This is a genomic window from Natronolimnobius baerhuensis (assembly GCF_002177135.1).
GTDB lineage: Archaea > Halobacteriota > Halobacteria > Halobacteriales > Natrialbaceae > Natronolimnobius > Natronolimnobius baerhuensis.
In genome coordinates this window covers 59,636-72,528 of record NZ_MWPH01000002.1, presented here as the reverse complement: position 1 = coordinate 72,528, position 12,893 = coordinate 59,636, and the positions used below count along the sequence as shown (strand labels likewise).

The following is a 12,893-nucleotide window of genomic DNA, read 5'->3' as shown; positions in this document are numbered from 1 at the left end:
TCACTAGTGAATATCTGCACCCCAGACCGAAATTAATACGATTATACCAACTCACTCTCCTAAAAAATGATACGTGGAGAAAAGCTCGAGTATAGATTTCTTCCGCCGATAGCGGTGACAACGGAAATATCCGTGATTGTCGCAGCTATTTGCACCCATAGACAACAGGTCTTTTCGGATTTTTAGCATAAACACACACTATAGTAGCCACTGAACGTCACTGTACACCTGATCGAAAGGTGGCTTCGTAATCAGTGTGTACGTTGTTTCATACGGTTTACTGTAAGTCATTTCCGGTGCAACCGCGACCCGGCCGGCGGTTGCACCGGTAAATCGGTACAGCAATCCGTATCAGTAGCTCCTATAGAACAACGACACAATTCCCGGTCACTGAGCAGAGCACGCAACGATTTTCGTGAAGGAAATATCGTCATCGATGACCCGCGGAGTGAGGGTGTGAACTTCTGATGAGTATATATTGCTGATTACGTTGAATAACAATCGGGTCACTTCTTATCGAATTGTGGTGTCCGAAAGCATGTCATGGACGGGGCAACAATTGGGTACGAATATGACCCGGACTCACGCGAACCAGTTCTGGGAGATAATACAACGATTCGAAGCGGTACGGTCATCTATAACGACGTTGTCGGCGGTGACGATCTACAGACAGGTCACAATGCAGTTATCAGGGAGTTCACCACCCTTGGAGACAACGCCCTCATCGGTACAAACACAGTTATCGACGGAAATACCGACATTGGATCGAACGTACGCTTACAGACAGGCGTCTACATACCAACGAACACGAGCATTGGGGACAACGTGTTCATGGGGCCCAACGCAGTTCTGACGAATGATCCGATGCCCACACGTACCGAGGTAGATCTCCGCGGGCCGACACTCGAGGACCACGTTTCGGTCGGAGCGAACGCAACTATTCTGCCGGGGGTGACGGTCGGTCGGGGCTCGTTCATCGCTGCTGGTGCAATCGTGACGCGAGACGTTCCCGCGGAGTGTCTAGCGATTGGCGCGCCGGCCACACATGAACCGCTTCCCGACCAACTGCAAGGAGAGAATCGTATGGAATGATCACTATCGCACAGCCACTTCTCGATGAGACAGAGATTACACGGGTTGGAGACGTCATCCGGAGCGGGACAATCGCCGACGGCCCCGAGGTTCGCAAGTTCGAGCGCGAATTCGCGGCGTACTGTGACACTGCTCATGGCATCGCAACGTCGAACGGGACGACTGCACTCCACGCAGCACTTTCCAGCCTTGGAATCGGTGTCGGTGATCGAGTTCTCACGACACCATTCTCGTTCATTGCGACTGCGAATGCAATCAAGCACGTCGGTGCCGAACCGGTGTTTGCGGACATCGATCCGACAACGTATAACCTCGATCCCGACTCTGCCAGAGACGTCGCGACCGAAACACAGGTTGATGCGATCATCGTTGTCCACCTCTACGGACTCCCGGCAGAGATGGACGCGTTTGTCGAACTTGCCGACGACCTCGAGGTTCCACTCATCGAGGATGCAGCGCAGGCCCACGGGGCACGGTACGATGGCCAACCCGTCGGAACGTTCGGCGACGCAGCGTGCTTCTCGTTCTATCCGACAAAGAATATGACGACAGGAGAAGGTGGAATCGTCCTGACGGACCAACCTCGACTTGCAGAGCGTGTGCGGCAGTTCATCAATCACGGACGCGAGCAAACTGGCACCTACGAACACTCTACCGTCGGGTATAACTTTCGTATGACCAGTCTTGCAGCGGCAATCGGTCGTGTTCAACTCGAGCGGCTGCCCGGGTTCGTCGACCGGCGTCGGGAAAATGCCACCCGACTCTCCGCCGGACTCTCGGACACGGATCTCGTGCTTCCGGTCGAATCGCCACCGGCGAAACACGCGTTCCATCAGTACACCGTTCGTGTCCGCTCGCACGACCGCACCGCCCTCGCGGACCACCTTGCCGACCACGATATCGGGAGCGGCGTCTACTATCCCACCTGCATTCACGACCAGCCTGCCTACGACGAGATCGACGCCGACGCCCCCATAGCAGAGCAAGCGGCACGGGACGTCCTCTCGCTTCCCGTCCACCCCTCGGTTTCAGACGCAGAAATCGCTCAAATCTCGACGGTGATCACACAGTACCTCACCTGAGATGCACCACCTACACCACGAACATCAATGACAACAGAGACTCCCCAAATCGATGTCGGCGTCATCGGCGTCGGCAAAATGGGCCAACACCACGCACGAGTATACAACAACCTCCCGTCCGCGAATCTCGTCGGCATCTGTGACTATGACCGGTCGCTTGCCGAAGAGGTCGCCAACGAGTACAGTACGAAGGCACTGGACCTCGAGGAGTTACTTGACTCCATCGACGCTGCCTCTATCGTCGTTCCCACGGTTCATCACTACAATCTCGCGGTCAAATGCCTCGAGACGGACATCGGGATCATGATCGAGAAACCGGTCGTCGACGAACTCCACGTCGGGTACAAACTCCTCACGAAGGCGAAGGAATCGACGGAAGTCGTCCAGGTCGGACACGTCGAGCGCTTCAATCCCGCGGTCGTCGCTCTCCAGGAGTTTCTCGACGAGTTGACCGTGATCGATATCACGTCGAGGCGTCTCGGCCCGCCACCAGACCGCTACATCGCGGACAGTGCCGTGATCGACCTGATGATCCACGACATCGACATCATCCTCATGCTGCTCGGCGAGATGCCGGCTACAATCCAGAGCGTGGGCGTCTACGGGAACAAACACGCCACGGGACTGCTCGAGTTCGACTCGGGCATGATGGCATCGCTGACGGCGAGTCGGCTGACACAGCAAACGTCTCGAACGCTCGATATCACCGCCGAAGAGTGCCTCGTCAAACTCGACTACAACAACCAGTCGATCAATATTCACCGAGATTCGATGCCGGAGTATCTCGAAGATCAGGGGCGAGCGCTGTATCGCGAGATGAGCACCATCGAACAGCCACAAATTTACGGTGAAGAGCCACTCGCAAGGGAACTCGAGTCGTTTCTCGACGCCGTCAGTTCGGAAAGTATACCGGAGGTGACCGTCAGCGACGGGCTCCGGGCGCTCGAGGTCGCACAGAAAATCGACGAGATCGGAACGGATCTTCCAGAACCATCACAGATCGCAGATGACTAATCACCGACCCGGAACCAAATCGACGCCGCTGTACAACTCGGACCACTCCAGCGAGCACCAGATCGAGGCGCTGCAAAGCGGTTCAGTTCCAATTTCGGTCTACGGACTCGGGAAGATGGGACTCCCGCTCGCGGCAATGTACGCAAAGACGACCGAAAACGTCCTCGGGGCCGATGTCGATCCTGCGGTCGTCGAAGAACTCAACGAGGGTCACTGTCACGTCAAAGGGGAGCCGGGACTCCCGGAACTCGTCGCGGAACTCGTCTCGAACGGGGCGCTCTCGGCGACGGCCGATCCGCTCGAGGCCGCCGAATACGGCATCGTCCACGTCGTGATCGTTCCGACGCCGATCACGGCCGAACACGAACCCGACCTCTCGATCCTCGACGCTGTCATCGACGATATCGGTTCGGGACTCGAGGCGGGTGACATCGTCATCATCGAGTGCACCGTCCCGCCGAGAACGACGGCCGAACGCGTCCGTCCCGCTCTCGAGTCCACATCCGGCCTGTCGGTCGGTGAGTTCGGACTCGCTGTCTGCCCCGAGCGAACCTCGAGCGGGCGCGCACTCAGGGATATCCGGGGTGCGTATCCGAAGGTCGTCGGCGGTATCGACGCCGAAAGCGGGCGCGTGACGGAGCTTATTTACGGCGAACTCACGGATGCGGACGTACTTTGCGTCTCGGATGCGACGACCGCGGAAGCCGTGAAGGTGTTCGAGGGACTCTACCGCGACGTCAACATCGCGCTCGCGAACGAGCTGGCGACGATGGCGGACGAGTTGGGAATCGACGTTCTGGAGGCAATCGAGGTCGCGAACACCCAGCCCTACTGCGACATCCACCGGCCGGGCCCGGGTGTCGGCGGCCACTGCATCCCCTTCTATCCCTACTTCGTAATCGCCCCCTTCGAAACGCCGACGCCGCTGCTCGAGACCGCTCGAGCGGTCAACGATTCGATGCCAGGATTCGTCGTCGAGAAACTTAGAGCGGAGTTCGAGGCCGAAGGCACGACGATCTCGGAGGCCTCGATACTCCTGCTGGGACTTACGTACCGGCCGGGTGTCGAAGAGATTCGAGCGTCGCCGTCGCTGGCTCTCGCCCAACAGCTGTCAGAACAGGATGCGTCGGTGTACGGCGTCGATCCGATGCTCGAATCCGTCGGGGAGTTCAACCTTCAGCGACTCTCTCTTGCCGACCTCGAGGATCGACTGTTCGACGCCGTCGTCGTCGTCACGCCACACGAGGAGTTCGAATCGATACAGTGGGACGAACTCGAGCGCGAGAGCGGTCAACTGTTCGTCCTCGACGGACGCGACGCGCTCGACGTCGCTGAGATCACCGACGCTGGCCACCGACTGTACACGATCGGTGTCGGAGGTGATCGCGGTGTATAGAACGCACACTGTGGGTGTCGTTATCCCAGCGTACGATGAAGGGGCGCTCATCGGCTCGGTTCTCGAGCGACTGCCGTCGTTCGTTGACCGAGCGTACGTGGTCGACGACGGCTCGAGCGATGAGACGTGGAGTGAACTCACACGCCACGCTGTGCGCCTCAACGAGAGGTCGTCTCGTACCAACCAGACGGCGGAAACCGACGGCGACGCCGCGCTCGAGCCACGAATCCAACCGATGCGACACGAACACAACCGCGGTGTCGGAGCCGCGATCAAAACCGGGTACATGGCGGCACTCGACGACGATATCGATGTCATCGCCGTCATGGCCGGTGACGATCAGATGGACCCGCTCGTGCTCAAACGGCTGCTGGATCCGGTCGTCGAGAATCGGGTGGACTACGCGAAGGGCACTCGATTACTCTCTCGAGAGTTCCGCCAGGGGATGTCCACGTGGCGCTTCGTCGGGAATACGGTCCTCTCCGTGCTAACGAAGATCGCCAGCGGCTACTGGAAGACGACTGACCCGCAGAATGGGTACACGGCGATCTCCGGCGACGCGCTCGAAGCGGTCGACATCGAAGGGCTCTACGAGGACTACGGCTACTGCAACCATCTCTTGGTGAAGTTGAACGTCCAGGAGATGCGGGTCGCCGACGTGGCAATTCCCGCGATATACGCCACCGAGCAGTCGGGGATCATGTACCCGCGGTACATCCGAAAGGTCTCTCTCATGTTGCTCTCGAGTTTCTTCTGGCGGTTACAGGCCAAGTATCTGGTCCGAGACTTCCACCCGCTTGCGCTGTTGTACTACGCCGGCGCGGCAACGGCAGGGAGCGGCATACTCAGCGGTCTCCGAACGCTCCACGCGGCGAGCAACCACGACGACCACCTCCACCTCAAGGCGGCCTCGAGCATCCTGTTGTTCGCACAGGGGTGGCTCTTCATGCTGCTTGCGATGGTGTTCGACATGGAGCACAACGAGGACAAAGAGCTCCGGATCGAGACGACTCGATCCGATTCCGAATCGGTCGGAATCGACGACCAACCACCGAAATTCGATACGCGATGAAAGTACTGTTCGACGTCAGCCACCCCGCACACGTCCACCTGTTTAAACACGCCATTCGCGCGCTCGAGGCGGACGGCCACGAGGTGCTGGTGCTCTCTCGGGAGAAAGACGTCACGATCCAGTTGCTCGACAGTGACGAAATCGACCACCTCCCCATCTCGAGGATCGGTACTCGGAAGCTCTCGTTGCTCTCCGAGTGGCTGGCACGCGAAGTTCGAACGATTCGACTGGTCAAGCGATTCGACCCTGACGTCGCGCTCTGCGTCATGAGTCCCGCGACCGCTCACGCCGGGCGACTGCTCGACTGTCCGGTGATCGCGTTCAACGACAGCGAACCGGTCAAGCTCGCGTCGTCGCTGACGCTTCCGTTCGTCGACCGCCTCTGTACGCCGACGAACTTCAGCGTCGATTACGGCGACAAACACCGGACGTACGACGGCTACCACGAACTCGCGTACCTCCATCCGGATCGGTTCAGTCCCGATCCAGATTCGCTCCGAGCGTTCGGCGTCGAACCCGAGAAACCGTACGCCGTCGTTCGGTTCGTCTCCTGGGGCGCACACCACGACATCGGACAGCGCGGGCTCTCGAGCGAGGCCAAGCGCGAACTCGTCTCAGTTCTCGACGAGTACGGCGCGGTCTACATCAGCAGCGAGCGACCGCTCCCCGAGGAGTTCGACTCGTACCGCCTGCCGATCCCGCCCGAACGGATGCACGACTTGCTGTACTACGCCGACCTGTACGTTGGCGACTCGCAGACGATGGCGACTGAAGCCGCCGTCCTCGGGACGCCAGCGGTTCGTTCGAATACGTTCGCTGGCGACGCCGACATGAGCAACTTCGTCGAACTCGAGGACGAGTACGGGCTCCTGTACTCCCGCTCGGACGCCGACGAAACGATCAAACTCGTCCGCGACCTGTGTGAATTGCCTGCTTTACAGGAGACATGGTCGGCGAAGCGAGCGCGGCTCGTCGAGGAGAAGATCGACGTCACCGAGTATATGCTCGAGCAGATCGCCGACGTCGGGGGTGGCGCATGAAACTCGTTTCCGTTGTCGGTGCTCGGCCCCAGTTCGTCAAGGCGTTCGCGGTCTCTCGCCACCTTCGGCCCGATCACGAGGAAATTCTCGTCCACACCGGCCAGCACTACAGCGACGACCTGTCGGCGGTGTTCTTCGACGAGCTCTCGATACCGGATCCGGACTACAACCTTGGCGTCGGCTCCGATACACACGGTCGACAGACCGCAGCCATGATCGAGGGTATCGAAGAGATCCTGCTCGAGGAATCGCCTGATATCGTCCTCCTCTATGGCGATACGAACTCGACGCTCGCAGGGGCGATTGCCGCTTCAAAGCTCGACGATCCGATCGCCCACGTCGAAGCCGGGCTCCGGAGCCACGACCGGTCGATGCCGGAAGAGATTAATCGGGTCCTCACGGATCACGTCTCCGATCTGTTGTTTGCACCAAGTGACCTGGCAAAGACGATGCTCGAAGGAGAAGGCATTACTGACGGCGTCCACGTCGTCGGCGACGTCGGATACGACGCTATCCGCTGGGCTCGAGAACGGGCGGCGGACCGAAGCGAGATCCTCGAGCAATCGGCGCTCGAGGAGGACAATTACGTTCTGGGTACGATTCACCGGCCGAAAAACACCGAGACGCCGAGTCGACTGACCACTATTATCGACGCCCTCGTCGCTGCGCCCCAACGGGTCGTCGTTCCCCTGCACCCGCGAACGGAAGCGCCCCTGCGCGAGTACGGCCTGTGGGAGGCTGCAAACCGGGGCCTCGAGATCATCGATCCCGTTGGCTACCTCGATTTCGTGCACCTTCTCGAGGGTGCCGAGCGCGTCGTCACCGACTCCGGCGGGGTACAAAAGGAGGCGTTCTACCTCGAGACGCCCTGCATCACGCTGCGCGAGGAAACCGAGTGGCAGGAGACGGTCGACTGCGGGTGGAATCGACTCGTCGGCGCCGACCAAGAGGCACTCACCGCGGCGCTCGAGACAGACTCCTGGCCGACGTCCACGCCGTCACTCTACGGTGACGGCCGTGCGGCAGAGAAGATCATCACTATCCTCGAAAATGACGACCGCGACTGAATCCGAACTGAGACGAACCGATGTAGAGCGTCTATCGATCGCGAGGGACGCCCTGCAGTACGCAAAACGGCGACAATACAGTGGCTACGACAAGGCAGACGGACTGAGCAGCAGGCTCCTTCAGGCGGTGCCGGTCGAGAACCGATGGCTCAATATCGCCGTCCAGGAGAGCTGTAAGCGAGCGCCGATCAACATCCGTCCGCTGTTTCTCGTCCCCAAACGACGGAATATCAAGGGAGCGAGTCTCTTCGCTGTCGCGTATCAGAACCTGTTCGACTGTCTCGCCGACCACCGGTACCGGAGCGAATCTCAGCAGTTGCTCGACTGGATCTGCTCCATGCGCCGCGAGGGATACGCCGGATTCTGCGCCGGCCACCGACATCCGGTACAAAGTCTCGAGTCGAAGACACCAGCGAATACGCCAGACATCGTGACAACGTCGTATGCGGTTCGCTCGTTGTGTCGGTCGGGTATTCCGCGGTACCAACAGATCGCCACGTCGGCCGCCGAGTTCGTGTACACTGACCTCGAGTACCATACTATCGAGACGGAGTTGGGGACGGGTGCGCGACTGACGTACAAACCAACGAGTTCGACCGACCAGTTCACGCTCAACGCGAACGCTCTCGGCGCGCGGCTGTTCGTCGATCTGTACGAGCAGACGGGGACGGAAGCATACGCCGACACTGCGCGTCAGATCCTGCACTACGTTGCGGCGAACCAGCACCCAAGCGGCGGCTGGAAGTACCGCGACCCGCCGTCCGCCTCGCACGTCTCGATGGATAACTACCACAATGGCTTCATCATCGAGTCGTTCGTCCGGTACCGAGCGGTCATCGACCCGGATGCATTTACGGCCACTGTCGACCGTGCACTCGAGTTCTACCGAACCAGCCTGTACGAGTCGTCGGGCGCCCCGAACTGGGATGAGCGATCTACCTACCCCCGCGACATCCACGCTGCCGCGCAGGGAATTCTCGTCTTTGCGTACGCTGGCAAGCCAGCGTTCGCCCGACGGATCGCCGACTGGGCCATCAATACGCTCTACGCTGGCGGCGGACGGTTCTACTACCAGCAGCGAAAGCACTACACGAAGCGGTTCACCCTGATGCGATGGTGTCAGGCGTGGATGGCGTACAGTCTCACCGAACTTGTTACGACTCCGTCCGACGGTGTGGTGTCAGCGTGAGACTCCTCCAACTCGGTGGCGTGCCGCCGGACATCGGCGGACGGAGCGCAGGCGGCGTCGTTACCCACTCCTGGGAGCTCTCGGCGCAACTGGCAGCAAACGGTCATGAGGTCGCGCTGCTCGCAAACAACGTCTCACAGTCATCACACCCTGTTCGAATCGACGGCGTTGACGTATACGGCGTCTCGCCCCAAGACGGCCTCCGGGCGCTCGGCCGAAACCTCCGGTCGATACCAATCGTGCGAACACTCTTCTCGTGGTTCGACGACTTTCCAGCGAGCGCTCGAGCGCGGTACGTCGCCTACTCGTTCGTCTGCCTCGACGTAATCCAGCGGTTCGAACCGGACGTGATCCATGTCCACCATGCCGAGGTCCGGTTCCCGCCGGCGCTCATCGCCGCTCGAGAGGCCGCGTCCTCGCCACCGCTCGTCGTCACCGTCCACAGCACGCATACCATCACGCAATCCGAGCCAGCGGTGGTCGCTCGGTTCCATCCACTCGTAGCAAAGAACGTTCAGTACATCGACAACATGATTTACGTGAGTCAGGACGTCCGCGAGGACTTTCACGAGCACTTCTCGCCCTGTCCACATGAGTGGGTCGTTCCCAACCCGATCGATATCTCGCGCTTTTCGAACGTGACGGCCGATCTGCCACAGCCACTGTCCTCGTCTACCGGTACGTCAGGGACGGCTGCTCACCAGTTGCTGTTTGTCGGCAATTTAGTGAAGCGAAAGGGGATCTACGCGCTCCTCGAGGCGATTGCCGCCGTTGTCGAGACGCATGACGTTCACCTCACTGTCGTTGGAGACGGTCCCGAACGCGATTGTGTGCAGTCGTACGCTCGAGAGCAGGGGATCGCTGACCGCGTTTCGTTCGAAGGAATCGTCGATGACGTCAGGCCGTACTACGAGGCAGCCGACCTGTTCGTCCTGCCGAGTCGGTCCGAATCGTTCGGCATCGTCTACCTCGAGGCGATGGCCTGTGGCGTTCCCGTCGTTGGAACAACGGCCGTGCCCGAAATGGTCGTCCCCGGCGATGGGATTTGCAGTGTCCGCGTCGACCCTGATGATGTAGATGCACTCACCGAGGGGATTCGAGAAGCCCTCTCGGCCGAATGGGATTCGAGTCGGATTCGCGCGTTCGCGAACGAGTTTTCCTGGGAGACGTGTCTCACGCAGTACGAACGAATCTATGCGGAGGTCGATAGCCGTGAATAACGTGCTGGTCGTCTCGTATACGTTCCCGCCTCACGGAGGCGTGAGCGTCTTCCGAACCGTGAAATTTCTCAAATATCTCCCCGAATATGGCTGGACGCCGTCGGTGCTGACCGCCAGTAGGGACGCCCAGTTCGAACCGGTGGCCCACGAGTTTCGAGACGATGTACGAGGCGTCACCGAGATTCGACCCGTACAACCCCTCGGCGGGACACTTACCACGCGCGTGCAACGTCGCCTCCTCAGCGACTCGTCGCCGTCGTTCAACCTCCTTGCGCTTCGCTGGATCTTGCCCGTCGTGCAGGCCGGTATCCGAGTGATTGATACGCACGATATCGACATCGTCTACTACACTGCACCTCCCTTTCCACAACTCCTTGCAGCGCCGCTGCTCAAGCGGATGACCGGACTCCCCTATATCGTCGATCTCCGTGATCCCTGGTCGATCCACCCCTATACGAGCGGCGGCGTAACCGATGTGTTTCGAACCGCACTTGCGGACATTTTCGAACCGACTGTCCTCCGAAATGCTGCTCGAGTTTGCTGCGTCACCGAACCGATGACACGGCGATACGTGGCTGCCTATCCGGAACTCGAGGACACGTTCGAGACGATCACGAACGGATTCGATCCTGACGAGTTTGATACCGACGAGGACGAAACGAGGGAATCGCGCGAACGAATTGACGGGCCAGTGACCATCGCGTACGCCGGAAAATTCTCGTCGTACCGCGATCCGGAACCGTTCGTAACGGCGCTTCGTGCCCTCCTCGATGACGGACAAGACGTCCGCTTTGTGCATTTCGGACGGCCGGAAAACCGCCTCGTCAACCTCGTCACCGAGTTGGACCTCGAGTCGATTGTCCGGTTCGCCGGCTACGTCGACCGAGACGAGTTGGTAGCGGAACTGTCGCAAACGGACCTCGGACTGGTCGTCAGCGGTGGGGACGAGACCGAACTGACGACGAAGGTCTTCGACTACATTGGGTGTAATCTGCCGATTCTGGCTGTCGGACAGCAGACGGGCGCGCTGGTCGATGTCGTCTCTGCGTTCGAGAACGGGTACATCTGTGCGAATCGAGCCGATGCGATTCAGGAGACGATACGACAGATTCTCGATCAGCAGCCACCGACACTTGGCGATGACCGGACTCGAGCGACGTTCTCCCGGAAGCGGTTGACCAGAACGCTTGCAACCGTCCTCGAGACGGCTGCCGCCACGGGTGTCGATGAGTACCAGTAGTACTGCCGGGCGATCAATTGGGCAGTTGTTCGCGAGTCGGTCGCTGAGTTCGTTCGTCTCCTTCGTCGCGATTGCAATCTTCGCACGGGAGCTTGGTGCTACCGAAATCGGCGTCTTCTTTCTCTACCAGACGCTAGTGAACCTTACCTCGATCGTCGTCGATTTCGGCATTCGTGGCGCGATAGAGAAACGGATCAGCGAGGGCACGAGTCCGGAAACGATGCTTGCGACCGGACTCGCGATCAAGTGCATACCACTACTCGCGCTGTTGCCCGTTGTGCTCGTCGTCCGCGAGCCGATCGCCGGCTACGTCGGCGCTGATGTCGCCGTGTTGCTCTGGCTTGGAATCTGTGCGTACGAGTTCGGGGATACGTTTTTGCGCCTTCTGCGTGCGGAGTTTCGGATCGGCGAGACGGCCTTGATTGAGTTCCTCCAGAAACTCGTCTGGGCAGGCGGTGGACTCCTGTTTATCACGGCCGGCTATGCTGCCAGCGGGCTAATCTATGCGTATGTGGCCAGCTACGTCGTCGTCTTCGTCTGTGCCGTCGTCCGAGCGTCGACCGTCCCGTCGAGACCTGATCCAGCCGCGGCGACGTCGCTGCTCGGATACGCGAGACACAATGTCATCGCCTCCGTTGGCGGGCAGGTGTACAACTGGATGGACACCGCTATCATCGGACTCTTTCTTGGTGCCGAAGCGGTCGGGTTGTATGAGGTGGCCTGGCGGCTGGCCTCAATCGTCGGGACGCTCGCACAATCAATCGAGACCGCGATCTTCCCCGAAGTCAGCGCACTCACGTCTGCGGGCGATACCGACCGTGTTCGTGCGTTAGTCGCTGACTCTATTTCGATATCGACGATTTTCGTCCTGCCGGCAGTGATGGGGATTGTCGTCCTCGCTGACGATCTCCTGCGGTTGCTGTTCGGTGCACCGTTCGTCGCCGCACAAGTCGCGCTCGTGATACTCATGGTGGACAAACTATTCGAATCCTACTCCGTGATCTTTCGCCGAACGCTCATGGGTCAGGACCGTCCCCAGTACGTCTCACGAATCATCAGCGTCCTCGTCGTCTTCAATATCGTGTTAAACGTCATCCTGATTCCGCGCGTCGGGATCAGCGGCGCTGCCGCGGCGACGGCCACGGCAACTGCACTTTCGACGATTGGATACTACTATTACCTCTCGAGGACGATCACCGTCGAGTTCGTCTGGACCGACGTTGGGTGGACCGCGGTCGCAACGCTGGTCATGGGACTGGTCGTTTTTGTCGGTAAGCACACAACCGAGACAGGAGGAATGGGCGTCCTGCTTCTCGTCGTCCTGGGTATCGTCATCTACGTTGGGCTCATCTCGCTCTCTGAGTCGCTACGAACGCAGGTCGTTCGATTTGCGAATACATTGCTGTAACATCTTATTTCAGATCATAATTGAGCATTTCGGGGTGTCGAGTTTTTCACCATTGAGAGTCGAGATACCAAGA

The 12,893-nt window shown here is 59.5% G+C and carries 11 protein-coding genes; all 11 read left to right on the top strand.

The window, feature by feature from the left end:
• Positions 1–543 precede the first annotated feature (543 nt).
• The 11 genes from B2G88_RS06560 (at position 544) to B2G88_RS06510 (ending at position 12,820) form a co-directional block, all read left to right on the top strand.
• Complete coding sequence (locus tag B2G88_RS06560) at positions 544–1,092, top strand: acyltransferase (RefSeq protein WP_054862525.1); 549 nt, start codon at positions 544–546, stop codon at positions 1,090–1,092.
• The gene (locus tag B2G88_RS06555; protein ID WP_087714338.1) at positions 1,089–2,174 is read left to right on the top strand and encodes a DegT/DnrJ/EryC1/StrS family aminotransferase; all 1,086 of its coding nucleotides are present in this window, start codon (positions 1,089–1,091) and stop codon (positions 2,172–2,174) included. Before B2G88_RS06560 ends, B2G88_RS06555 begins: the two co-directional genes overlap by 4 nt.
• A 27-nt stretch (positions 2,175–2,201) precedes the next feature.
• Positions 2,202–3,188: a Gfo/Idh/MocA family protein gene (locus B2G88_RS06550; protein WP_054862524.1), complete on the top strand. Its 987-nt coding sequence runs from the start codon at positions 2,202–2,204 to the stop codon at positions 3,186–3,188.
• On the top strand, positions 3,181–4,584 hold the full coding sequence (locus B2G88_RS06545) for a nucleotide sugar dehydrogenase (RefSeq protein ID WP_054862523.1): 1,404 nt from the start codon (positions 3,181–3,183) through the stop codon (positions 4,582–4,584). Before B2G88_RS06550 ends, B2G88_RS06545 begins: the two co-directional genes overlap by 8 nt.
• A complete protein-coding gene (locus B2G88_RS06540) occupies positions 4,577–5,656 on the top strand; it encodes a glycosyltransferase family 2 protein (protein WP_087714925.1) in 1,080 nt (359 codons plus the stop codon). Before B2G88_RS06545 ends, B2G88_RS06540 begins: the two co-directional genes overlap by 8 nt.
• Positions 5,653–6,696: a DUF354 domain-containing protein gene (locus B2G88_RS06535; RefSeq protein WP_054862522.1), complete on the top strand. Its 1,044-nt coding sequence runs from the start codon at positions 5,653–5,655 to the stop codon at positions 6,694–6,696. The genes B2G88_RS06540 and B2G88_RS06535 overlap by 4 nt, the downstream gene beginning before the upstream one ends.
• Positions 6,693–7,763 (top strand): non-hydrolyzing UDP-N-acetylglucosamine 2-epimerase, encoded by a 1,071-nt coding sequence (gene wecB / locus B2G88_RS06530; protein ID WP_087714337.1) that lies wholly within the window; start codon positions 6,693–6,695, stop codon positions 7,761–7,763. The genes B2G88_RS06535 and wecB overlap by 4 nt, the downstream gene beginning before the upstream one ends.
• Positions 7,764–7,890: 127 nt before the next feature.
• Entirely contained in the window at positions 7,891–8,952 is a 1,062-nt protein-coding gene (locus tag B2G88_RS06525; RefSeq protein ID WP_245835321.1) for a prenyltransferase/squalene oxidase repeat-containing protein, read from the top strand.
• Positions 8,949–10,172 (top strand): glycosyltransferase family 4 protein, encoded by a 1,224-nt coding sequence (locus tag B2G88_RS06520; RefSeq protein WP_054862521.1) that lies wholly within the window; start codon positions 8,949–8,951, stop codon positions 10,170–10,172. Before B2G88_RS06525 ends, B2G88_RS06520 begins: the two co-directional genes overlap by 4 nt.
• Entirely contained in the window at positions 10,165–11,412 is a 1,248-nt protein-coding gene (locus tag B2G88_RS06515; protein ID WP_176393191.1) for a glycosyltransferase family 4 protein, read from the top strand. Before B2G88_RS06520 ends, B2G88_RS06515 begins: the two co-directional genes overlap by 8 nt.
• Positions 11,399–12,820, top strand: coding sequence for a flippase (locus tag B2G88_RS06510; RefSeq protein ID WP_087714333.1), 1,422 nt, complete (start codon positions 11,399–11,401; stop codon positions 12,818–12,820). The genes B2G88_RS06515 and B2G88_RS06510 overlap by 14 nt, the downstream gene beginning before the upstream one ends.
• Positions 12,821–12,893 lie beyond the last annotated feature (73 nt).

Bases quoted from the DNA above. Each gene is read 5' to 3' on its own strand.
- B2G88_RS06560 (WP_054862525.1), top strand. From the start codon at position 544: ATGGACGGGGCAACAATTGGGTACGAATATGACCCGGACTCACGCGAA.
- B2G88_RS06555 (WP_087714338.1), top strand. From the start codon at position 1,089: ATGATCACTATCGCACAGCCACTTCTCGATGAGACAGAGATTACACGG.
- B2G88_RS06550 (WP_054862524.1), top strand. From the start codon at position 2,202: ATGACAACAGAGACTCCCCAAATCGATGTCGGCGTCATCGGCGTCGGC.
- B2G88_RS06545 (WP_054862523.1), top strand. From the start codon at position 3,181: ATGACTAATCACCGACCCGGAACCAAATCGACGCCGCTGTACAACTCG.
- B2G88_RS06535 (WP_054862522.1), top strand. From the start codon at position 5,653: ATGAAAGTACTGTTCGACGTCAGCCACCCCGCACACGTCCACCTGTTT.
- wecB (WP_087714337.1), top strand. From the start codon at position 6,693: ATGAAACTCGTTTCCGTTGTCGGTGCTCGGCCCCAGTTCGTCAAGGCG.
- B2G88_RS06510 (WP_087714333.1), top strand. From the start codon at position 11,399: ATGAGTACCAGTAGTACTGCCGGGCGATCAATTGGGCAGTTGTTCGCG.